Source organism: Streptosporangium sp. 'caverna', assembly GCF_003203775.1.
Classification (GTDB): Bacteria; Actinomycetota; Actinomycetes; order Streptosporangiales; family Streptosporangiaceae; genus Streptosporangium; species Streptosporangium subroseum.
This window is the reverse complement of sequence record NZ_CP029711.1, coordinates 7,662,973-7,683,957: the sequence shown is the minus strand read 5'-3', so window position 1 is coordinate 7,683,957 and position 20,985 is coordinate 7,662,973. Positions and strand designations below refer to the sequence as shown.

At 68.8% G+C, this 20,985-nt stretch carries 18 protein-coding genes; 8 read left to right on the top strand and 10 right to left on the bottom strand.

Features of this window, described 5'->3' with window-relative positions:
• Nucleotides 1–131 precede the first annotated feature (131 nt).
• The gene (locus DKM19_RS33505; RefSeq protein WP_110701302.1) at nt 132–1,169 is read right to left on the bottom strand and encodes a Gfo/Idh/MocA family oxidoreductase; all 1,038 of its coding nucleotides are present in this window, start codon (nt 1,167–1,169) and stop codon (nt 132–134) included.
• Nucleotides 1,162–2,070: a proteasome assembly chaperone family protein gene (locus DKM19_RS33500; RefSeq protein ID WP_110701300.1), complete on the bottom strand. Its 909-nt coding sequence runs from the start codon at nt 2,068–2,070 to the stop codon at nt 1,162–1,164. The genes DKM19_RS33505 and DKM19_RS33500 overlap by 8 nt, the downstream gene beginning before the upstream one ends.
• A 101-nt stretch (nt 2,071–2,171) precedes the next feature.
• On the opposite strand from DKM19_RS33500, the gene DKM19_RS33495 reads away from it, so the two are divergent.
• Nucleotides 2,172–2,576: an ankyrin repeat domain-containing protein gene (locus DKM19_RS33495; RefSeq protein WP_110701298.1), complete on the top strand. Its 405-nt coding sequence runs from the start codon at nt 2,172–2,174 to the stop codon at nt 2,574–2,576.
• A gap of 16 nt (nt 2,577–2,592) precedes the next feature.
• Here DKM19_RS33495 and DKM19_RS33490 read toward each other — a convergent pair whose 3' ends face one another.
• On the bottom strand, nt 2,593–3,600 hold the full coding sequence (locus DKM19_RS33490) for a hypothetical protein (protein WP_110701296.1): 1,008 nt from the start codon (nt 3,598–3,600) through the stop codon (nt 2,593–2,595).
• 184 nt (nt 3,601–3,784) lie between these two features.
• Nucleotides 3,785–5,905 carry an ATPase gene (locus DKM19_RS33485; protein WP_110701294.1) on the bottom strand — a complete coding sequence of 707 codons (2,121 nt, stop codon included), beginning with the start codon at nt 5,903–5,905 and terminating at the stop codon, nt 3,785–3,787.
• Nucleotides 5,906–6,070: 165 nt separating this feature from the next.
• Between DKM19_RS33485 and DKM19_RS51095 the strand changes: the two genes are divergently transcribed.
• A complete protein-coding gene (locus tag DKM19_RS51095; RefSeq protein WP_204358357.1) occupies nt 6,071–6,235 on the top strand; it encodes a hypothetical protein in 165 nt (54 codons plus the stop codon).
• A 217-nt stretch (nt 6,236–6,452) separates the two neighbouring features.
• On the opposite strand, the gene DKM19_RS33480 is transcribed toward DKM19_RS51095, so the two are convergent.
• Together DKM19_RS33480 and DKM19_RS33475 are read right to left on the bottom strand one after the other, a co-directional pair.
• Entirely contained in the window at nt 6,453–7,352 is a 900-nt protein-coding gene (locus DKM19_RS33480) for an ABC transporter permease (protein ID WP_110701292.1), read from the bottom strand.
• A complete protein-coding gene (locus tag DKM19_RS33475; protein WP_110701290.1) occupies nt 7,349–10,078 on the bottom strand; it encodes an alpha/beta fold hydrolase in 2,730 nt (909 codons plus the stop codon). Before DKM19_RS33475 ends, DKM19_RS33480 begins: the two co-directional genes overlap by 4 nt.
• Before the next feature lie 265 nt (nt 10,079–10,343).
• On the opposite strand from DKM19_RS33475, the gene DKM19_RS33470 reads away from it, so the two are divergent.
• Nucleotides 10,344–11,504, top strand: coding sequence for a hypothetical protein (locus DKM19_RS33470; protein WP_110701288.1), 1,161 nt, complete (start codon nt 10,344–10,346; stop codon nt 11,502–11,504).
• Here DKM19_RS33470 and DKM19_RS33465 read toward each other — a convergent pair.
• Both DKM19_RS33465 and DKM19_RS33460 read right to left on the bottom strand, forming a co-directional pair.
• Nucleotides 11,462–12,493 (bottom strand): copper resistance D family protein, encoded by a 1,032-nt coding sequence (locus DKM19_RS33465; RefSeq protein WP_110701286.1) that lies wholly within the window; start codon nt 12,491–12,493, stop codon nt 11,462–11,464. The two genes, DKM19_RS33470 and DKM19_RS33465, sit on opposite strands and share 43 nt — an antisense overlap.
• Entirely contained in the window at nt 12,493–13,068 is a 576-nt protein-coding gene (locus DKM19_RS33460) for a copper resistance CopC family protein (protein WP_110701284.1), read from the bottom strand. Before DKM19_RS33460 ends, DKM19_RS33465 begins: the two co-directional genes overlap by 1 nt.
• 830 nt (nt 13,069–13,898) lie before the next feature.
• Between DKM19_RS33460 and DKM19_RS33455 the strand changes: the two genes are divergently transcribed.
• From DKM19_RS33455 to DKM19_RS33440, 4 genes are all read left to right on the top strand, one after another.
• Nucleotides 13,899–14,078, top strand: coding sequence for an MbtH family protein (locus tag DKM19_RS33455; RefSeq protein WP_110701282.1), 180 nt, complete (start codon nt 13,899–13,901; stop codon nt 14,076–14,078).
• Nucleotides 14,075–14,359: an acyl carrier protein gene (locus DKM19_RS33450; RefSeq protein WP_110701280.1), complete on the top strand. Its 285-nt coding sequence runs from the start codon at nt 14,075–14,077 to the stop codon at nt 14,357–14,359. The genes DKM19_RS33455 and DKM19_RS33450 overlap by 4 nt, the downstream gene beginning before the upstream one ends.
• Nucleotides 14,356–15,807 carry a condensation domain-containing protein gene (locus DKM19_RS33445; protein ID WP_110701278.1) on the top strand — a complete coding sequence of 484 codons (1,452 nt, stop codon included), beginning with the start codon at nt 14,356–14,358 and terminating at the stop codon, nt 15,805–15,807. The genes DKM19_RS33450 and DKM19_RS33445 overlap by 4 nt, the downstream gene beginning before the upstream one ends.
• Before the next feature lie 953 nt (nt 15,808–16,760).
• Nucleotides 16,761–17,684 carry a DMT family transporter gene (locus DKM19_RS33440; RefSeq protein ID WP_110701276.1) on the top strand — a complete coding sequence of 308 codons (924 nt, stop codon included), beginning with the start codon at nt 16,761–16,763 and terminating at the stop codon, nt 17,682–17,684.
• On the opposite strand, the gene DKM19_RS33435 is transcribed toward DKM19_RS33440, so the two are convergent.
• Nucleotides 17,641–18,243: a TetR/AcrR family transcriptional regulator gene (locus tag DKM19_RS33435; RefSeq protein ID WP_089213870.1), complete on the bottom strand. Its 603-nt coding sequence runs from the start codon at nt 18,241–18,243 to the stop codon at nt 17,641–17,643. The two genes, DKM19_RS33440 and DKM19_RS33435, sit on opposite strands and share 44 nt — an antisense overlap.
• 9 nt (nt 18,244–18,252) lie before the next feature.
• The gene (locus tag DKM19_RS33430) at nt 18,253–19,596 is read right to left on the bottom strand and encodes a cell wall metabolism sensor histidine kinase WalK (protein ID WP_239513716.1); all 1,344 of its coding nucleotides are present in this window, start codon (nt 19,594–19,596) and stop codon (nt 18,253–18,255) included.
• Between the two features lie 177 nt (nt 19,597–19,773).
• Between DKM19_RS33430 and DKM19_RS33425 the strand changes: the two genes are divergently transcribed.
• The gene (locus DKM19_RS33425) at nt 19,774–20,961 is read left to right on the top strand and encodes an acyl-CoA dehydrogenase family protein (RefSeq protein ID WP_110701274.1); all 1,188 of its coding nucleotides are present in this window, start codon (nt 19,774–19,776) and stop codon (nt 20,959–20,961) included.
• Nucleotides 20,962–20,985 lie beyond the last annotated feature (24 nt).

The following is a 20,985-nucleotide window of genomic DNA, read 5'->3' as shown; positions in this document are numbered from 1 at the left end:
CCCCAGATCCCCGGGGCCTCGGAGAGACGGACCTTGGTGAGAACCGGGCCGGAGTGTCCCGGCGGATCTCGATGGGAACCCGGAGGTGCCGTGTCTCAGCGAGAAGCTCCGGCCGGGACCCTCGGCAGGTCTCAGAGGGAGACGACCAGGCGCTCGGTGGCCGAACGGCGGGCGGCCTCCAGAACGGTGAGGCTCTCGACCACCTCTTCCGGGTCGACCGGAGGCGGAGTGCCCTCGCGCAGGCTCGCCGCCACGGCCCCGTAGAAGTCGGCATAGGCGCCCGGCTCCGTGGGGACGGGGTGGTTGTCGTCGTCGATGCCGACGGTGCCCCACCGATCCTGCGGCTCGTCGCCGAAGCCGGGGGAGTCCGGGCCGAGACCGGCACGCAGGCGCTCTTCCTGAACGTCCAGGCCGTACTTCACGTAACCCGCCCGCGAGCCCAGGACCCGGAAGCGGGGGGCGAGCCGGGGAGTGACCGCGCCGGCCCACAGATGTGAGCGGGCTCCGCTCGCGTGGGTGAGCGCGATGAACGCGTCGTCGTCGGCGGTGACCCCGGCGCGGCGGATGTCGAGCTCGGCGTAGACCTCGGTGGCCGGGCCGAGCAGTCGCAGTGCCTGGTCCACCAGGTGGCTGCCGAGGTCGTAGAGGAGGCCGCCGACCTCGTCGGCGCCGCCGACCTCACGCCAGCCGCCCTTGGGGGTGGGGCGCCAGCGGTCGAACCGGGACTCCAGCCGGTTCACCGTGCCGAGCTCTCCCGCCGAGAGCAGCCGCCTGATCGTCAGGAAGTCGCCGTCCCAGCGCCGGTTCTGGAACACGGTCAGCATCAGACCGCGATCGCGCGCCAGCCGTATCAGGCCGCGCGCCTCCTCCGCGGTCGCCGCCAGCGGCTTGTCGACCACGACGGGCAGACCCGCGTTCAGGGCGGCCGTCGCCAGCGGGACGTGGGTGCGGTTGGGGGAGGCGACCACGATCAGGTCGCTGGAGTCCCACAGGCCGGAGGCGTCGCCGACCGCACGCGCGCCGTACTTCTCGCTCACCTCGGCTGCCCGCTCGGGATTTCCGGTCACCACGGCGGACAGCCGCAGCCCCGGAGTCGCGGCGATCAGCGGGGCGTGGAAGAACGCCCCCGCCACGCCGTACCCGATGAGACCGACGCGGAGGTCAGTCACCCCGCTGCTCGTCACGCTCGGCGAGAAAGGCCTCGAACTGGGCGGCGAGCTCGTCGCCGGTGGGCATCTCCGAGCTCTCGGCCATCAGGCTCTCGCGCGCGGAGCCGGTGGCGAACGCGTCGTACTGCTGCTCCAGGCCGGTGATGGCGGTGGACAGCTCCTCAGAGGCCTGGATCTGCTCGGCGATCTCGATGTTGGTCTTGTCGGAGGCATCCCGCAGGCTCTCCAGCGGGAACACCAGCCCGGTCCCCTTCGTGACCGCCTCCAGGGCGGTCACCGCGGCCGACGGGTATTCGGCCTGGGCGAGGTAGTGCGGGACGTGCACGGCGTAGCCCATGACGTCGTGTCCCTTGGCGCCGAGCCTGAACTCGATCAGCGCCGCCACGCTGCCCGGCACCTGGACCTTGCCGAAGGAGCTGGTCTGGCCGGTGATGAGCTCGGGACGGCTGGCGTGACCGGTGATGCCCAGCGCGCGGGTGTGCGGGACGGCCATCGGGATGCCGTGAACGGTCACCAGCTTGCTGACGTTCAGCCGGGTGGCCAGCGTGTCGAGGGCGGCGGTGAACAACTCCCACTCGCGGTCCGGCTCGGGGCCGGTGAGCACCAGGAACGGCGTGCCCGTGGTGTCGTGGGCGAGATGCAGGATGAGCCCGGGGCTGTCCACATCCACCCACCGGTCGGTGTCGAAAGTCATGATCGGTCGCCGGGACCGGTAGTCGAGCAGGCGATCCACGTCAAACGTCGCGACGACCCGGTGCTCCAGCTCGTCGAGCAGGTGACCGATGGCGAGCCGCCCGGCCCCGCCCGCGTCCACGAACCCATCGAATTGGTAGAGCAGCACCGGATCGGTCAGCTCAGGGATGTCTCCGCTGAGCCGGTAGAGATCCGTCGGGTCGAACACCGTTTTCCAGCCTTTCGTCGGTCGTCTCTCAGATCAACCCGTGGGGCGTCCGTTGAATTCCGCCTACCTGTGCCGATCACAGGGCACCCTATCGGGGCAGAATGGATCCCATGCAGCCTGACCCGGAGCTCGAGGAGTTCGCGACCCGTCTGTTCGACCTGGCGAGGACCGGGGAGACCGATCAGCTCCGCGCATATGTCGAGGCCGGGGTTCCGGCCAACCTGAGCAACGACAAGGGCGACACCCTGTTGATGCTCGCCGCCTACCACGGGCACGCGGAGACCGTCAGGGTGCTCGCCGAATTGGGAGCCGACGCGGGCAGAGCCAATGATCGCGGACAGACGCCGCTTGCGGGCGCGGTCTTCAAGAAGGAGCCGGAAGTGATCCGGGCACTCCTCGACGCGGGCGCGGATCCGGACGCGGGGGTTCCGTCGGCGACGGATACGGCGCGGATGTTCGGGCACGAGGAGTTCCTCCGCTGGTTCGGCGGGCCGGCCGGTTCGTGAGCCGGCGCCTCGTGCCTCAGTCGATCAGCTCCTGGTGGAAGCTGGAGACCTGGCCGGGGAGCACGAGGTCGGAGAAGCGCCGGGACTCCAGCGCCCAGTCCAGGTAGCCGCGCATCCAGTGCTCCAGCCCAGCGACGCAACGCCGAGTCGCCCACCGTACTTCCTCGTCCACACCCAGGATGTCGAACCTGACCTCCAGCGCCTCCTTGGCGGCGAGGTACTTGTCGACCCGTTCTGAGATCGTCCGCTCGACCTGGTCGACGGCCTCCTGGAGCGTGCAACCCTGCGCGTTCCTGAGCACGACGACGAGGTTGTGGAACTCGCCCTGCGCGAGCTCGCGGCGTAGCCCAACGATGTCATTGGTGCACACGACCACGTGGCCTGCCTCGTGCTGGAGCGTGGTGTACTCCGCAGAGGAGCGGATAGCGGCCGGTACCTCGAAGTGCTCGATCAGCTCGATGAGGTCGAACGACGGCGGAACATAGGCGATATCGAGCTTATGGTCCACGTAGGACACCGGGTCGGGGATCTTCCCGGTTGCCCGGTTGTCCACTTCCCACATCGCGGCGTTGAAGCACTGCCGCAAGTTTCGGGAGAACCTCTCCCACCACGCGTCCCCGGCTCGGGTCTGCATCCGCTCGCGCAGAACCACCAGGCCGAGTAGGACGGGGCCGGCGGTGGGTCCGGGCGGGTCGCCTCGGAGCAGGGACTCGGTCCGCTCGGCGAGCCTGCGAGCCAGGACGGGGTCGCGGCCCACCTCGGCCAGCTCGAACTGATCGTCGTAGACGTGGAACCAGCTGTTCAGATCGGCGGCCAGCTCTAAGTCGGGGAGGGATGCCTCAGGGTAGAGCCGAGCCACCAGGCGGGCGTAGGACTCACCCACGAAGCGGGCCTCCTCGGCCTCCTCGGTGATGAGGCCGTACTTCCGGGCCCACTCGGTGGTGTGCGCTGCGGCCGCCGCCTCGAAGGGATTGATGCGGGACGGAAACGGGATTCGCAACACAGGCAGAGTGACATCTTCCATGCGTGCGACCTTTCCATAACCCAATCCTAGATAATGTGCTCTACATTTCCCCAAATTTACCGATAGGGCAAGAACTTTGGATGAGAATTATGGGATTAAACGATTGCGAAATGGTAGCAAGACTGGCAAATGGGGACAATTCCGGCGAAGTGCAACCATCTCCCCGACTGACGCCATATTGGGGCTACTTGCGGAACGGCCCGGGCGTCGTGCCGTCGTCAAGTGCGAGCGTTGTCGCCTCCTCCAACGAGAGCTGGAAGCCCTCCTGGAAGTGGATCTGGTAGGCGCTGTCGCCGATCATGCGCTTGCACTCCTTGACGCCCTGTTTGTGGCCTTCCTCGAAGAACGGAGAGCCGAACAGAGGCAGCCCGAACAACCGCCAGTTGCCCTCGGAGGCGCCGTGCAACCGGGCGGCATGCATGGCCTGCTCCTCGGCGACGGCGATGCGCGCCATCGCCTCCAGGCACATCAGAGTGCCGATCACATCATGGAAGTGCAGCTTGATGCGCAGCCCTTCACGGGCGTTGGTGGCGGCCTCGGTGATGCGGCCGGACTTCAGCTGCGCCTCCGACATGGCCCAGTACACGTATGAGCGCAGCCACAGCTCGCCCCGTTGCAGGCAGACGTTAAGGCAGTCCTGTAGGAGTTGTTCGGCCTCGGCCGTCTCGTTCTGCGCGGTGAGCACGAACGACAACTCGACGATCGCCGGCAGCAGGCCCGGATTGAGCTCGCCCCCACCGCGATGGAACTCGATGGCGACGCCCAGCAGCGCAGTGGCCTTCCGTAGATCGCCTTGGAGCGAGGCCGCGGTGCCGAGCATCTTGGTGGCCAGGATGACGGCGGCGGAGTCGCCTACCTGCATGGCCTCGCTACTGCACCGTTCGGCGTGTTGTATCGCGCCGTGCGTGTCGCCCTGATGGCTGCATATATACGAAATCACCCACAGTGCTTTGCAGCGCTCCTTGCTCGGCTTGGGGTTCGCCGCCAGCGCCCGCTCCAGATACAGCTTGCCCTCGCGGGAGAATCCGCAGGCCACCCACATGAACCAGAGCGACGACAGCAGATCGAGGGCGGTCTTCGCCTCGCCCGGTGTGGAGAGGCAGTAGTTGATGGCTGCGCGGAGGTTGTTCTGCTCCAGACGCGTGCGCATGAACCAGTACACCTGCCGTGGCCCCGACCAGGCCTGCTCGCCGCGCTCCGCCAGCTGCAGGTAGTAGTCCCGATGCCGCTTCTGTATGCGATCGGTGTCCTCCAGCTTCTCCAGCCACTCCTCTCCGTATTTACGCAGAGTGTCGATCAGCCGGTAGCGGTGGCCGGAGGGCGTGCCGTCGCTCAGCAGGATGGACTTCTCCACGAGGCTGGAGATGAGATCCATGATGTCCTCGGCGGGAAGATTGTCCCCGGAGCAGACGTAACGGGCGGCATCCAGTTCGAAGTCGCCGGCGAAAACCGAGAGCCGTGCCCAGAGGAGCCGCTCAGAGGGCTCGCACAGCTCGTGACTCCAGCCGATGGCCGCCCGCAGCGTCTGGTGTCGCGGCAACGCCGTACGGCTCGCGCCGGACAGCAGGCTGAACCGGTCGGCCAGCAACGTCAGGATCTGCACCACCGACAGTGCCCGCAGCCGCACCGCGGCGAGCTCGATGGCCAGCGGGATGCCGTCGAGTCGCTGGCACAGCTCGGCCACCGAGCCGATGGTCTTCTCGTCGAGCACGAAGTCGGGTACGACCGCCCTGGCCCGCGCGGTGAACAGCTGGATCGACTCGTTGGAGAACAGACTCTCGGCGGGATCGTCGCCAGGAACCGCGAGCGGCGGAATGTTCACGACCTGCTCGTACGGCAGTTGCATGGACTGTCGACTGGTTGCGAGGATGCGCAGGTTGGGGGCGCGATCCAGCAGCACGTCGATCAGGCTGGTGCAGGCCTCCAGCAGGTGCTCGCAGGTGTCGATGATGAGCAGTATGTGCCGATCGCCTACCCACTCGGTGAGTGTGTCGCTCTCCGAGCGTGAGGACTGGTCGGCGATCCCGAGCGCCGAGGCGATCGTGTGCCGGACCATCCCCGCGTCCTGTAGCCGGGCCAGGTCGGCGAACCATACGCCGTCCTTGAACTGGTTCTGCTCGAGGTGCGCGATGCGCAGCGCCGTACGGGACTTGCCGACGCCTCCGACACCGGTCAAGGTGACCAGCCGCGTCTCAGGATTTTGAAGCCGCTGCCGGAGGGTGATCAGTAACTTGGTGCGTCCCACGAAGCTGGTCAGCTCGTTGGGGAGATTGCCGTCTCGCCGCCATCCTGATGGCGTTGCCATGGCCGCCTCACGGGGGGTAGCTGGAGGGGTAGATCACACCTGCCCTTGCATCGTACCGTCTGGACCTCCGGCTGTCCTTTGCGTTGTTCTTTGTGCCGTGGACATGGGGCGAAATGCTTTCTCCCAGAGGAGAGGGCTCCCCGTGAGGTTAGCTAGCATGGACGGGTGACATCGCATGAACCTGATGATCTGCGCCCTGTCGACCTCTCCGATGACGGTCTGCCGATCCTGCCCGACCAGACCGGTGACGACACCGACCTCGGATGGAGCGAGTGGCGCGAGGCGGATGACGACGCCCGGCTGATCGAGGATCGCCCGCCCCACTGGTGACCCCGCACCGGGCCTTCTACCGGGCCTCCCGCCCGGAGCCCCTGCCGGAACCGGCTGAGGACCGACCCGGTTGGACCTGGATCAGCTAGGACCGGGCCAGACTCGATCGGAGTCGGCCGGACCCCGGCCGGGACCGGTCCGACCTGACCCGGATCGACCAGGACCCGATCGGTGCCGGCCAAACCTGGCCGATATCGGCCAGGTCCGGCCGAGCGGGCTAGGAGACGACGTCCTTGCGCCGGAACCGGTGGAAGGCGAACGCGACCAGGATCGCCGAATAGGTGACCGAGATGGCCACGCCCTTGATCATGCCGCCGTATTCGGGCTGCGGAGCCAGGGCGTCCAGCCAGGCCGTGTTCCAGAAGGTCGGAAGAAACTCCCGGAGCGAGCCGAGCGCCTCGACCGCCTGGAGGATGTTGCTCACGATCACCAGGCCGACCGCTCCGCCGACCGCGCCGAGCGGGGAGTCGGTGCTCACCGAGAGCAGGAAGGCCAGCGCGGCGACCACGAACTGGCTGACCAGCGCGTAACCGACCACGACCCCGAACCTGGGCAGCACCTCCAGCGCGGCGATGGTCTCGCCGGTGCCGGGTACCCGGACGTCGTTCCAGCCGAAGGCCAGGGTCCCGGCCAGCAGGGCCATCAACGGCAGGCAGATCACCGCCGCCGCCGAGTAGCCCATCGCGACGATCAGCTTCTGCCGCAGCAGCCGGTCCCGGGGGATCGGAGCGGCCAGCAGGTAGCGCAGTGAGGACCAGCTGGCCTCGCTCGCCACCGTGTCACCGCAGAACAGCGCCACGGCGACGACCAGCAGGAAACCGACCGACACCGACAGGGCGAACGCGGCGAAGTTCAGGGCGCCCTCGGTGGCCAGGTCGGAGATGCGCAACGAGTTGGCCGGCTGGCTCGATCCGGCGCCGACCTTGAAGGCGATCACCAGGATCCACGGCAGCGCGAGCAGCAGGCCGAACATCGCCAGCGTGCGGCGCCGCTTGAACTGACGGACGATCTCCACGGCGAGCGGCAGCGTGCGCCCCGGTGCGTATCCGGGTGCCGAGCCGCTCGCTGCGATCCCACCCCCGGCGACGGCCGTACTCGAGCCGTTGGCGTCGCTCATGCGTTCTCTCCGATCAGGTCCAGGAACACGTCCTCAAGGCGGGGGCCCGCGCCGTTGACCGGGGTGCGGCTGCGGAGCAGCTCGCTCACGGTGCCGGCCGTGATGAGTCTCCCGCGGTGCATGACCACCACGTGGCTGCAGGTCTGCTCCACCTCGGCCAGCAGGTGGCTGGAGACGATGACGGTACGGCCCTGCGCGGCGTAGCGGATCAGGACCTCGCGCATCTCACGGATCTGGGGTGGGTCGAGCCCGTTGGTGGGTTCGTCGAGGACCAGGAGGTCGGGCAGGCCGAGCATGGCCTGGGCGATGGCCAGGCGCTGGCGCATGCCCTGGGAGTAGGTCCGCACGGCCCGTTCCAGCGCCTTGCCGAGCCCGGCGATCTCCAGGGCCTCGGCGAAGTGGGCGTCCTCGGTGGGACGGCCGGTCGCCTTCCAGTAGAGCTCCAGGTTGTCCCGGCCGCTCATGTGCGGCAGGAAGCCGGGGCCCTCGACGAACGAGCCCAGCCTGGACAGGACCGGAGCGCCGGGGACGACCCGGTGGCCGAAGATCCGGATCTCTCCCGCGTCGGGGTGGATCAGACCCATCAACATCCGCAGGGTGGTGGTCTTGCCCGCCCCGTTGGGGCCGAGCAGGCCGAGCACCTGGCCGTGCTCGACGGTGAACGACAGGTCGTTCACCGCCAGTTCGCCGTTGCCGTAGGCCTTGGTCAGGCCGTTGATCCGCAGGGGTACGGAGTCCAGGGCGGGGTCGTGGTCGTCTCTCATGCGGCGGCGCCCGGCGAGCAGCAGGACGGCCGCGGCGACGAGGGAGACCAGCGGCAGCACCCAGGTCCACCAAGCGGGTGCGGTGGAGGGCGTGCGCAGGGCGGCGTAGGTGGGGACGGTCACCGCGGGGGAGGCCAGGCCGATCTTGTAGACGGCCGGGGCTGCGGGGGTGCTGTAGCCGAGGTCGGTGGTGGTGAACGCGACCCGCAGCCGGTGCCCGACGTCGAAGCCGTGGTCGATGGCGGGCAGGGTCACCGTCGCCTCGGCCGAGCCGCCCTCGGGGACGGTGATCTTGACGGGGGCGACGAGCCCCTCCGGCAGGATCGGCGCCTGGGCGTCGCCCGCCACGTCGTAGAGCTTGGCGAACAGCGTCACGTCACGCGGCCCGGCCTTGCCGTCCCCACTGTCATCCGCGACGTTTCCGCTCCCGCCGGCGGTGGACTCACTCTCGGCGGCGGTGGTCTCGCTCCCGTCTCCGGCGGCGCCGGTCGTGCCGGCGGGCGAGGACCCTCCGGGCTCCACACTCACCCGTACCTTCACGGTGGAGCTGCCGGTGACCTGGAGCGGGGCGGTGAGCGGGGCGGAGTCGAAGCCCGCGCTCTGCCCGGCCATGTCCACGGAGAGGTTGAGGTTGGCGGAGCCGCCCGCGAGGCCGCCGAAACCGGGGACCGCGGAGATCGAGGAGGGAGACCCGCCCGGCGGGCTGGCCACCTGCTGCTCGGGGCCGCTGATCGGCACCGGGGTCTGGCCGGTGCCCGACAGGCCGGCGTAGCGGGCGGCGGTGGCGTGCAGCTGGACCGGGCGGCGGGTGCCGGGGTCCCGGCCGCCGTCGCGGGTGACGGTGAAGGCGCTGTCCGCCTGTCCGGTTCCGGCGTTCTTCTTCAGGTAGTGGTCGAACCAGCCGAGGGTCTCCTCGTGGATCCAGTCGACCTCGCCGTTGCCGCCGTCGTGACCGCCGTCGAACCAGGCGACGTCGACCGGGGCGCCGGTGGCGGCGATGGCCTTGGCGTTGGCGTCCGCCTGGCCCAGGGGGAACAGCGAGTCCCGCTGCCCCTGGAGCAGCAGCGTCGGAATCTTGATCTTTCCGGGTACGGAGATCGGACTCGACCTGCGCAGGGTCTCCACCGCGCTCGCGGTCGCCTGGCCGGTCTCGGCCACCTGCTGGTACATGTCACAGATCTCCGGCAGGAACCGGCCGCAGCGGACCTCTTCCGCGGTGAGCGGCACCGCGGGCCGCGCGGCGCGGTCGCCGGGAGAGGCCGGGCCGGAGCCCGGGTCGGCCGCGGCGCCGGTCACCGCGCCGATCGCCGGACCGGCCGGCGTCGGGCCGCCCCGGCTGAAGAACAGACCCGCCCACATGCGCTTGAACACCCCGCTCTGGGGTCCCTGCCCGGTGGCGTTGGGGAACAGCGCGTCGGCCAGGTCGTACCAGGTGATCTGCGGCACGATCGCGTCGATCCTGCTGTCGTGCGCGGCGGCCATCAGCGCGATGGCCCCGCCGTACGAGCCGCCCGCGATGCCCACCCTCGGGTCGCCGTTCGCGTCGAGCTGGACCTCGGGCCGCTTGGCGACCCAGTCGACGAGCTGGCGGACGTCCTTGACCTCGTAGTCGGGGGAGTTCAGGGCGATCTGCCCGGTGGAGCGGCCGAATCCCCGCGCCGACCAGGTCAGAACGGCGTAGCCCTCCTGCGCCAGGCGCAGGGCCGGCTCCCTGACGCTCTGCTTGCTGCCGCCGAAGCCGTGCGCGAGCAGCACCACCGGCGCCCTGCCGCCACCGGCCGGAGGGAAGAAACTCGCGTCCAGCGTCACCCGCTGGTCGTCGCCAGGCCCGTCGAGCACCTGGATCATCTGATCCTGAGCCCGCACCTGTGGCGCGGACGGCCAGAGCAGCCAGGTCGCGACACCGATGACAAGCACGGCGGCCACCGCTGTCCAGGTGGCCGGCCTTCCCGCAAGCTTCATGCGGAGAGCCTACTGATCGCGGCTGAGAAGCCGCTGAGACGGCTCTCAGCTGTCACGGTCGGTGGCGATGACCGGCCGCGGCAAAGGGCCGGTAGGGGCGAGGCAAGAGGTGAGGAGAGGGTCGAGGAGGGGCCCGGAGAGGAGTGAGGGGAGGCTCGGTGAGCAGGCCTAGGTGATCATTCAGACAGGAGGGGACAAGACCCACGCATGTCTAAGGGATATCCCCGATTGCGGAGCAAGGTAAGGGCGGGCATCATTTCGACGCGTGAAGCCAGTTGAGAGCCTCAGAAGACGAGCCACCCCAGCCCTGGAGTGGGCCCTGCCCTACTGGACCCGTGGGAAGGCGGGCAGGGAGACACCCGAGGATCTGTTCCGGCTGCTCTATCTCGGGTGGTTGGTGGCCTTCTCCTTCAAGGTGCTCGGAGCGTCCTGGGACGTCTCCTGGCACTTCAAGTGGCTCCGTGACGACCTGGCCCCGCCGCACCTGCTCAACAGCGTCGGCACCGCCATCGCCCTCGCGCTCACGATCATCCACGTCTACACCGGTTACGGCGTGGACAAGATGGCGCAGCGCCTCATCGCCTGGGGCACGGGCGTCTTCCTGGTCGCGGTGCCGCTGGACTTGATCAACCACCGGATCAACGGGCTCGACATCACCTCGTGGAGCCCCTCCCACCTGATGCTCTACATCGGCACGTTTTTCATGATCTGCGGGGTGATCCGCGGCTGGTTCGTCCGGGCGCGTCCCGGACGGATGCGGACGATGGTGCTCGGCGGGCTCTTTGTGTTCCTGTTTGAGAACGTCTGGTTCCCGGCCCAGCACCAGGAGTACGGCGTGTACAGCATCGCCGCCTGGGACCGCGGCCAGCCGGAGGCCGAGCCGATCCTGATCAAGTTCGCCGCCGACCAGATCGGCCTGCCGGTGGACGACAGGGCCGTGGCGCTCCATTTCGCGCTGCCCGTGCCCGATCAGCTCTACCCGCTCTACGCCGTGATCGCCGCCGTGCTGGTGGCCGTCTACGCCCGCGCGATGATCGGCCGGATGTTCTCCGCCACCGCGATGGTCGCCGTCTACGTCGCCTTCCGCACCCTGATCTGGCCCCTCCTGGCCCTCGCCGGCTTCCCGCACTCGGCGGTGCCGGTCTTCCTGATCGTCGGGGCGCTCGCCGTCGACCTGTCGTTCCTGATCAGGATTCCGGCGCTCCGGGTGCTGGCCGGCTCGCTCGCGGCCACCATCCTCCTGGACCAGGCGCTCCGCTTCCAGCACGCGACGTTCATCGCGCCGCCGCTGGTGACGCCCATGACCATGGTGATCGGCTGGGCCGGGCTCGCGGTCCTGTGGATGGCCGCCGAGTGGTCTCTCAGCCGTCACACGCTCCGGGCTCAGGAGAGGGAGGCCGTGGTCAGCGCCACCGCCACGCCGTAGGCGACACCCATCACGGTGATCTCCGCCGTCGCCCACGCGACGACCGTCGTCGCCTGCCGTTCCGCGATCCGCGACAGCAGGCGGAACCGGATGTGGGCGGCAAGCGGGACGAGCAGCGCCACGCACGCGGCCTTGGCGACCAGGAGAGGTCCGTACTCGCCGGTCAGCAGCGCTCCGGGCAGTTCGACGCCCGGGGTGAGGAGCATCGTGGCCAGGCCGTTCACCACACCGGAGAGGCCGACCACGATCAAGGCCAGCGTCGCCATCTTGGAGAATCCCGGCAGGACCCGCGCCAGCAGCTCCCGATCCCGGGCGACCAGCAGAGTGATCACGACCAGGCCGCCGGTCCAGGCCGCCGCGCCCATCACGTGCAGTTCCATCGAGATCATGATGGGGTCGTGCCAGACCGAGGACACCGCATGGCCGGTGACCGGGATCGGGAGCAGGCCGAAGAAGGCGATCACGATCCGGAGCTCGGCCGGGACCTTCTCGCCGAACCGCACGGCCAGCAGCCCGATTCCGGCGTAGGACAGCGCGCAGGCGGCGCTGAAGAGCATCCCCTGGCCCGCGCCGACGCTGTCGACATACTCGACGATCATGCCGGGGGTCGGGATCAGCCCGGGGTTCAGCTCGGCGGTCTGGAAGACGATGACGACCAGCGCCAGCACCGCCCACGCCCACGCGAACGCCACCGCCATCGGCCGCGCCCGGCGCATCACCGGCTCGGTCCGATCGGGGTCGTCGAACCCCAGCAGCTTGGGCAGCAGGCTCAGCCCGACCACGGCCACCGCGGCCAGGTCCAGCAGCACGCGCAGCACCGGCAGGCCGTACTCCACCAGCGGGCCGGGTATCGCGATTCCCGGCACCGCCTCCTGGGCGGTGAACGCCGACGCGACCAGCACGGCCAGCACGGCCGCCGAGACGAACCCGCCGGCCAGCAGCCTCCTGACCGTGTCCGCCTGGGGGGCGTGCTCGACGGTCACGGTCATCACGCGCTCTCCCGCTCTTTTGTACGGCGCAGTGCCACGACGGTGGCGCAGCCCAGAAGAAGGATGGACCCGACGATCCAGAGCACGGCCATCCCCGCCCCGCCGTTCTGCGCGGCCTCGGCGGCCTGGGCGCCCAGACCGGGTGCCTGAGCCTGCGCCTGCGCCCCGGCGGAGGAGAGGCCCGGGGCCGGCTGGGACGCGGTGCCCGTGCCGGGGGTGGTCAGGGTGAAGGTCGTCTTGCTCGCGACCGGGTGGCCGTCGGAGGACAGGATCCGGTAGCCCACGATGTATTCGCCCGCCGGGCCCAGGGGATTGACGCCGACGCTGACCTTGTGGTTGTCGACGGTCGTCTTGCCGCTCTCCCAGCGGGTCCCGTCCGGGCCGGTCACGCTGATCTGTGCGAAGCCCTGCCGTACGGGCTGGTCGAAGGTGAGTGTGATCTTGTCCGGACCGGTGGCGAGCTGCGCGCCGTCCTTGGGGTCGCTGCCGATCAGTATGTTGTGGGCCTGCGCCGGCGCGACCGCGCCGAACAGCACGGCACACGCGAGCAGCAGGACCGTGAGTAGCCGCCTCACCGATCATGGCCTTCCGTTGGGTTTGTCATGACCCGGCCATGCTCCCACCCCTGCCTTCCGCCCGGGGAATCGAGTGAGCGGGCGCCCGAGGACTCTCAGCCGCAGATACCCGGCACTTCGGGAGCGGTACGGGAGGCGACCGGGGAACATGTCCGGGCCGCTGAGGGCCCCTCAGGGGCCCTGAGAGCCGGGGCGATATGGGAGCGCTCCCAGTAAGGCATGGAAATCGAGGGGACGGCTGCCGATCGGCGGATGGACGGCGGGGGTCATGGAAATCGCCCGTAAGGGGTCCCATCTGCACAGGGACGCTAACAGGGGATTTGTTTCGGTTTGCCGTACTCGAAAACGGTCGTGAAACCTTGACGAATTTGGCGCGTAATCTCTAGCCTCATCCGTGGGAGCGTTCCCATACCGCCGCACTCCCACAAGAGCATGAGGTGTGCTCGGGCGGGCGTCCATGCCCTGCCGGTGCATTCCCCGACTTTGGGCCGGAGAAATTCCGCGCCGCGCCAAGGCGTGTCCACGGCTTCTCACCACGAGGAGGATCCGCGGACACGTCCTGACCCTCACGTCACCGGGTCGACCGACCTCCGGACGGGCTGGTCCGGCCGACCTTCATGGAAGTGCCCGCGAGGGTGATCCCGTTCTCCGCCGCCCGGAACGCATGTGGTTCCCCTTCCGCCAGCACGGAGGTGCAGTGACGTCCTCCTCGAACTCCAAGGCCGAAGATCTCCGGCCGAAGCCGGGCGGTGCCCGGTCGACGTGGTCGGGTTCGAGGCTCCGCGGGGCCGCGTTCGCCCGAGGAACCGTACGAAAGATGAGGTCCGGACATGGGTTTCCCGGTGGTGCTCACCAACGAGGAGCGGTACTCGCTCCGGCTCGCGGGCGGGGAGTCGCCCGCGGGCCGGCGGTCCGCGCGCTTCGAGGGATCGAAGGAGGACCGCCTCGCCCACATCGACCGGGTGCGGACGGACCTGCGCCCGCTCGGCGTGCGACAGGCGCCGGCATGACCGAGCCGCTGGCGATCGGGATCGCGGGAATGATCTCCACCGCGTGTGAGGGGCGGCTCACCCCCGAGGAGATCCTCGGTTCGGACATCTCCCTGTCCGCGCTCGGCGTCACCTCGCTCGCGGTGCTCCGGCTGATCGACGCCGTCGAGGAGAGGTTCGACGTCCTGCTCGATCTGGGCGGCAGCGCGGCGTATCTCGACAGCTTCCCGCTGCTGGTCGGCCACGTGGACGCGACGCTCGCCTCCCGCGTCGTCGTCGTCGAGATCGCCCGATCACGATGACGGGCGATCTCGCGTGGCAGCGGGCGGAGCCGGTGGAGTTCACCGGCACGCGGGGTGGTGAGGCCTCGCTCACCTGGGGCCAGCAGGCGTTCTGGCGGCTGACCCGGTGGCTGGACGACGGCGACCCCTACTTCAACCTTCCCTGGTCGCTGCCCGTCTACGGCAGGCGAGACCTCGGCACCGTCCTGCTGGCCCTGCGCCGGCTCGTCGAGCGGCACGAGACGCTCAGGACGACCTACGAGGAGGTTCACGGCGGCCCGGTCCAGCGCGTGGCGCGTGAGGGCCGGTTCACGGTCGAGGTGTTCGAGGGGGGAGATGCCAGACCGCTCGTCGCGGCGAGGGAGCTCTCCGCCGAGCTGGCCGCCAAGGGATTCGACTACGCGACCGAGCTGCCGTTCCGATGTGCCGTCGTGACCCGCGACGGACGGCCGCGGGCGGTGGCCTTCGCCCTGACCCACCTGGCGGTGGACGGGTGGTCGCTGAACGTCCTGGCGACCGACTGGAGGAGCCTGCTCGCCGGAGACGAGCTGCCAGCTCCGGCCTGGCAGCCGCTGGACCAGGCCGCCTTCGAGCGGGAGGGAGCGGGCGCCGCGCGCGGGGAGCGGGCGTTCCGCCACTGGCGCACGGTGTTGGGAAGGGTGCCCAGGTCCCTGTTCGACTTCCCCGGTGAGACGCCGGAGGAGCAGCGGTTCGTCCGGGTCGGCATGGAGTCGGCCGCGGTCGCCGCCGCGGCCGAGGTTCTGGCGGAACGCTGGTCGGTCAGTACGGCCAGCGTGCTGACCACCGCGAGCGCCGTGCTGCTGGCCACGCTGACGGGACACCGTGAGGTGGCCATGCAGCTCATCGTGGCCAACCGGCACGGCTCCCAGACCGAGGCCATGGCGGGCACCGTCGTCCAGGACGGGCTCTTTGTCCTCGATCTGCCCGAAGGGACGTTCGCCGACGCCGTCCGCGCCGGACACGGGCAGGCGCTGACCACCTACCGGCACGCGCAGTACGACCCGTTCGGGATGATGGCGCTCCGCGAGGAGGTCGGCCGCGAGCGCGGCGGCGCCATCGACCTGTCGGCCTACTTCAACGACACGCGGACCATCGGTCACTGGCCGGACCTGCCCAGGGTGGAACCGGCGGGCGACCCCGCCGCGATAGCCGCCCTCACCGAACGGACCAGGACCTTCTTCGTCGGCGCGTGGCCGAAGGTGGACGCGACGGCCTTCTTCGCCACCGGTCCCGCCACGAACACCTGCCAGCTCTACCTGCTGACCGACACCGCCCGCCTGCCACGGTCCACGGCCTACGCGCTGCTGCGCGGACTGGAGGCGCTGCTGGTCGGCAGTGTGGCCGGAGAGGTGCCTCTCGACGAGGTCGCCGAACGGTGCGGCATCACCCCGATCGAACGGCCCGGTGACTGGGTGATGACGGGCCCCGACTGGTCCGGTCCGTCGTAAGCCGGCCCGTGAACACGACGGACCGGCGTGCGGCGCTGCTCAGCCGCCCGGCCGGGCTCTCGATCGAGTAGCGGGCGGCCCTGCCTGCGGTCCCGTCGCGACGGGACCGCAGGCCACGAAAGTCCTGCTGATCGAGGCGTTGGAAGGCCTGCCCGGCGAGGAGGCGTTGGAGCTGCCCGTCGGCGCCGAATCGTTTTGATGGCCGATATCGGCCAGTGCGGCAATAATCGCTGCGAAAAATGATAAAGGCGGTCGCGATAACAACGCGACTCGGCTCGCGAGTCCCGTCTCCATGATCGTAGTCAAGGTGCCGGTGAAGGACGGAGGTGGGTTTGGCGGTTAACCACCGAAGGGTCCACTCCGGCTAATAAACCAGACAAAAATCCTCGGACATCGGTCCTGCCGCCAAGGCGCGACGCTTTCCGCAGTTCAAAGTCGCACCGAACATTCGCGAGATGTGAATTTCACTCATTAAATGGGAGACTCGAAAAGGCGCCTGGCTGCCGGAAGGCAACCCGGTATGAGGTCCGGTAATCATCCGTCGGCGGGGCGGGCGAAACCCACGGAGTGATCCGCGGACCGGCATCCACGGCGGTCGCCGCTCATCAGGGCCCGGCCCGGGCGCAGAACCCCGGATGCCCATGCCCGTATACCAGGCGAGGCCCGGGCCGTCGCCTTATCCGCTCGCGGTGAAGGCCGGAGCCGGCGTCATCCGCCCGTGCCGATGGCCGGAGTCGGCGTCGTCCTGCCTGCGGCGATGGCCGGAGCGGGCACCGGCTCCCGCCGGTCGGCCCGCGCACCGGTTGCGCAAGCCGCCGGATAGCCCGGAAAGGCCTGTGAAGGTATGAGGTCCCTCGTGCCGGTGTGACGTCCTTCACTCAGCGTTGTATTCCGGCCACTCTCCATCCGGTCCGTGACCCTTCGGTAGCGCGCGGTAATGGAATCCTTCGGGCATGGCAGTGGTAGCAGCTCCCCGCCCCCTTCTGGGAGCCGTACTTCTGTTGTTCGTCAGCGCCGCATGGGGGTCGGCTTTTCCGCTGATGAAAGATCTCATCGTGCGTATGCCGGTGGCGGACCTGCTCACCGAGCGGTACGGCATCGCGACGCTCGTCCTGGTCGCACTCCGCCCGCGATGTCTACGGGGACTGTCGGAGAGCACGTGGCTGACCGGCATCCTGCTCGGCCTGCTGTTCGGCGTGGGCCAGACGGCCCAGGCGGTCGCGCTGCACGACCTGCCCTCTCCGGTCTCGGGGTTCACGGTCGGTTCGTACGTGGTGATCACCCCGGTTCTCGGGCTGATCCTGCTCGGCGCGAAGATCTCCGGCCGTGTCTGGGTCGCGGTGGCGCTGGCACTGGCCGCGATGACCGCCTTCACCCTGCTGCGCGGGATGGAGGGCGGCGACATCTCCCTGCCCGCGCTGGTCACCACCCTGCTGTCGGCGGTGCTCTACTCGGGGCACACGCTGCTGCTCGGCAACTCCGCCCTGGCACGGCAGGAGGCCTACGCGGTCACGGTGATCCAGCTCGGCACCATCGCCGCCATGACGGGCTTGCTCGCCGCGCCGGACGGCCTCACCCTGCCCGCCACGGCGGGCGACTGGGCGATCCTCGGCCATCTGTCGATCGTGGCCTGTGCCCTCGGCTTCCTGGCCCGCTCGTTCGGCCAGGTCCACGTCCCGCCGGTGCCCGCCGCGGTGATCCTGTCGGCCCAGCCGCTCTGGGTGACCGCCCTCGCCGTCGCCGTGTACGGCGAGCCGCTCACCTGGACCCTCTTCCTCGGGGGAGGGCTGATCGCCCTCGCCATGCTCCTGGTCGTGCTGCCGGGGAGGCTGTTCAGATCAGCTCGTCGGGGGAGAGGCCGAGTTCCGCCGCCGTAGCCGTACGGACGTATTCGGCCATGCGGGCACGGGTCAGCACGCGTTTGTGCACGGTCACCTGGGTGGACAGTCCGTCGATGAGCGAGATGATCCGCCAGGTCGAGCCCTCGGAGTCGGCGCAGGTGAAGGCTCCGGCCCGGACACCCTCGTCGATGATCGCGCGAAGGGCCTGCTTCCAGCGCATGTCCATTCTGCGGCACATCTCCTCCAGATCGGCGTTGCGCATCGACTCGGCCCAGGCGTCGATCCACAGGGCCCACGCCTTGGACTTGCCGGTGGGAGGGTAGAGCTTGAGCAGAGCGCGCAACCGTTCGGGTGAGGAACCGCCCGACTCCTCCACCTTGGCGAGTGCGTCCAGATCAAGCTGGGCCGCATAGGTGAAGGCCTGTGCGAACAGCTTTTCCTTGGTTTCGAAGTGATAGAAGAGCAGCGCCTGGCTGACCCCGGCGGCCTGGGCGATATCTGCTGTGCGCGTATGCCCGAACCCCTGTGTCGCTATGACGTCACAAGCCGTTCGGAGCAGATCTTCACGACGTAATCGCCCAAATCCCCGTGCCACAAAGGAACACTATCGGGTCAGAGGGATGCGCAATACGAATCGCGCACCTTGGGCGCTGTCCTCTGCTTTCAAACTTCCGCCGTGCGCCTCGGCGATCTCCCTGGCAATGGGCAGTCCCAGCCCGGTTCCCCCGGCATCCTTGTTGCGTGCGGCGTCCAGCCGGGTGAACCGGCGAAATACCACCTCCCGTTGTTCGAGCGCGATTCCGGCGCCGTCGTCGACCACTTCCAGAACGGCCATGTCATTCCGTTCGGTCACGCTCACCGTGATTCGAGAAGCGGCGTGCCGCTCGGCATTGTCGGCCAGGTTCGTCAGCAGACGCGCCAGCCGGAGCCGGTCGCCGATCACCACCACGCCGGGCTCCAGCTTCCGGGTCACCTCGACGCAGCGCTTGCGGCGGTCGAGCTCCTCGCCGACCAGCTCGCCCAGGTCGATCCGTTCCCTGGCCGCGGTCACGCCGGAGTCGAGCCTGGCCAGCATCAACAGGTCGGAGACGATCGCCTGGAGCCGGTCCAGGCTGAAGATCATCGCGTTGGCCTTGGTCTTCCAGTCGACGTCATCGGGATAGTGCAGAGCCTCCTCCACCTGGGCGCGCATGGCGGTGAGCGGGCTGCGCAGGTCGTGGGAGGCGTCGGAGGCGAACCTGCGCTGCTGCTCCGCCGAGTTCTCCAGCCGGTCCAGGGTCTGGTTGATCGTCTCGGCCAGCAGCCTGATCTCGTCCCGCGCGGGCGGTACCGGCACCCGGCGGCCGATGTCGGTCGCGGTGATCTCCTCCAGCTCCTTCCTGATCGCGTTCACCGGCACGAGCGCCCCGGTGACCGTCCGGTAGGAGCAGAACCCGGACAGCAGCACGGTCAGCAGGCAGGCGCCGACGATGAAGGCGAACAACCCCGGATGGACGTACCAGGGGACCGGGCTGCCGATGGAGTAGACGATCCAGTTGCCGTCCGGCTGGTAGCTCCGCAGGGCCACGACGTTCATGCATCTGCCGTGCAGCCGGGAGATGCCGCAGATCTTTCTGTCCTCCCGGGTTTTCGAGTCCGAAGGGGTGAAGTTCGTCACCCGGGGTGCGCCGGCCAGGTTCGGGGTCGAGGCGACGACCTGGCCGGTGGCGTTCAGGACCTGGATGGCCTCGGCCTCCCCTCGGGGCAGTACGGCGGGCAGCCGTTTCCCCTCGATGAGGCGGGCGATCTCATTGCCCGCGTTTGCCACTTCCGCAATCTTGAAGGTGCCCGCCAGGCCGTACAGGGAGATCGTCGCGACCACCGTGAGAGCGATACCGGACACCATGGCCAGGACGACGGCGACCAGTGTCAACCGCGTCCTGACGGAGTACGCGTTCCGAGTGATCACACTCTTTCCCTTGGATTCAAACGGTCACACTAGACGGATTAATTGCCGTTTCCTGGCCATTCATGGCCAAGTCGGGGCAAAGATCCCCCCTGCTTACACCGTAAGGCGCTGTAGAGCATTGCTCTGTACGGCCGATCTATCGCTGGTTAGAGTAAGTAAGTACTGATTGGAGCGGAAATGGACCTTGACGAATATCGGCTGCGGGCCAGAGCCTGGTTGGAGGCCAATGTCACCGGCGCCGAGGTCGAGGGCGCCTCGGACACGGGTGGCGTCACCGCCGCGAAGACCTTCATGGCCCGCCTGTACGACGCGGGTTATTCGGGGATCACCTGGCCGCGGGAGTGGGGCGGGCAGGGACTGACCCAGGCGGAGGAGCGGGTCTTCGCGGGGGAGGCCAAGGATTTCACGCTGCCGACCTACGTGTTCTCCATCGGGCTGGGCATGTGCGGGCCGACCCTGGTCGACCTCGGAACCCCAGAGCAGAAGGCGCGTCACCTCCGGCCGTTGCTGCGCGGCGAGGAGATCTGGTGCCAGCTCTTCTCCGAACCGGGGGCAGGCAGCGACGTCGCCGCCCTACAGACCCGGGCGACGCCGACCGAGGACGGCTGGGTGGTCAACGGCCAGAAGGTCTGGACCTCGGTCGCCCAGCACGCCTCCTTCGGCCTGCTGCTCACCCGTACCGACGTGGACGTGCCCAAGCACAAGGGCCTGTCGATGTTCATCGTGGACATGCGCGCCCCCGGCGTCACCGTCAGGCCGCTGAGGGACATGACGGGCCGTTCCCATTTCAACGAGATCTTCTTCGACGACGTGCACATCCCCGCGGAGAATCTGATCGGCCAGGTCAACGACGGCTGGAGCTGCGCGGTCACGACCCTCCTGCATGAGCGCCTGTCCATCTCCAGCGGCGTCGGCATGGGCGGCCAGAAGGACAACCCGGTCGCCTTCGAGTCGCTGCGCCACACCGTGGACACCGCCGACCCCGTGGTCAAGGACCAGCTCGTCGAGCTCTACATCCGCTCCCGCGCGCTCGCCCTGTTCAACCAGAGGCTCTCCCAGGAGACCAAGGCCGGGATCTTTCCCGGTGCCCGGGGCAGCGCAGCCAAGTTGCTGCTGGCCGAGTTGACCATGTTCCAGGCCGACCTGGCCACCTCGCTGGTCGGCCCCGAGGCGGTCGCCTACGCCGGCGACGGCGGGCTGGCGGAATCCATCGCGCTCGCCCCCGGCATGTCCCTCGGCGGCGGCACCAACGAGATCATGCGCAACATCGTCGGCGACCGGGTGCTGAACCTGCCCCCCGAGCCTCGCATGGACAAGTCCGTGCCGTTCAGGGACCTGAAGGTGAGCGGGGGATCCCCCGCGTGACGCCGGGGAGCTCGCCGATGGCCG

Excerpts from the sequence above, each read along its gene's own strand:
- DKM19_RS33495 (WP_110701298.1), top strand. The coding sequence starts at position 2,172 with ATGGATCCCATGCAGCCTGACCCGGAGCTCGAGGAGTTCGCGACCCGT.
- DKM19_RS33445 (WP_110701278.1), top strand. The coding sequence starts at position 14,356 with ATGACGGGCGATCTCGCGTGGCAGCGGGCGGAGCCGGTGGAGTTCACC.
- DKM19_RS33425 (WP_110701274.1), top strand. The coding sequence starts at position 19,774 with ATGGACCTTGACGAATATCGGCTGCGGGCCAGAGCCTGGTTGGAGGCC.
- DKM19_RS33475 (WP_110701290.1), bottom strand. The coding sequence starts at position 10,078 with ATGAAGCTTGCGGGAAGGCCGGCCACCTGGACAGCGGTGGCCGCCGTG.
- DKM19_RS33440 (WP_110701276.1), top strand. The coding sequence starts at position 16,761 with ATGGCAGTGGTAGCAGCTCCCCGCCCCCTTCTGGGAGCCGTACTTCTG.
- DKM19_RS33480 (WP_110701292.1), bottom strand. The coding sequence starts at position 7,352 with ATGAGCGACGCCAACGGCTCGAGTACGGCCGTCGCCGGGGGTGGGATC.
- DKM19_RS33465 (WP_110701286.1), bottom strand. The coding sequence starts at position 12,493 with ATGACCGTGACCGTCGAGCACGCCCCCCAGGCGGACACGGTCAGGAGG.
- DKM19_RS33485 (WP_110701294.1), bottom strand. The coding sequence starts at position 5,905 with ATGGCAACGCCATCAGGATGGCGGCGAGACGGCAATCTCCCCAACGAG.
- DKM19_RS33455 (WP_110701282.1), top strand. The coding sequence starts at position 13,899 with ATGGGTTTCCCGGTGGTGCTCACCAACGAGGAGCGGTACTCGCTCCGG.
- DKM19_RS33490 (WP_110701296.1), bottom strand. The coding sequence starts at position 3,600 with ATGGAAGATGTCACTCTGCCTGTGTTGCGAATCCCGTTTCCGTCCCGC.
- DKM19_RS33450 (WP_110701280.1), top strand. The coding sequence starts at position 14,075 with ATGACCGAGCCGCTGGCGATCGGGATCGCGGGAATGATCTCCACCGCG.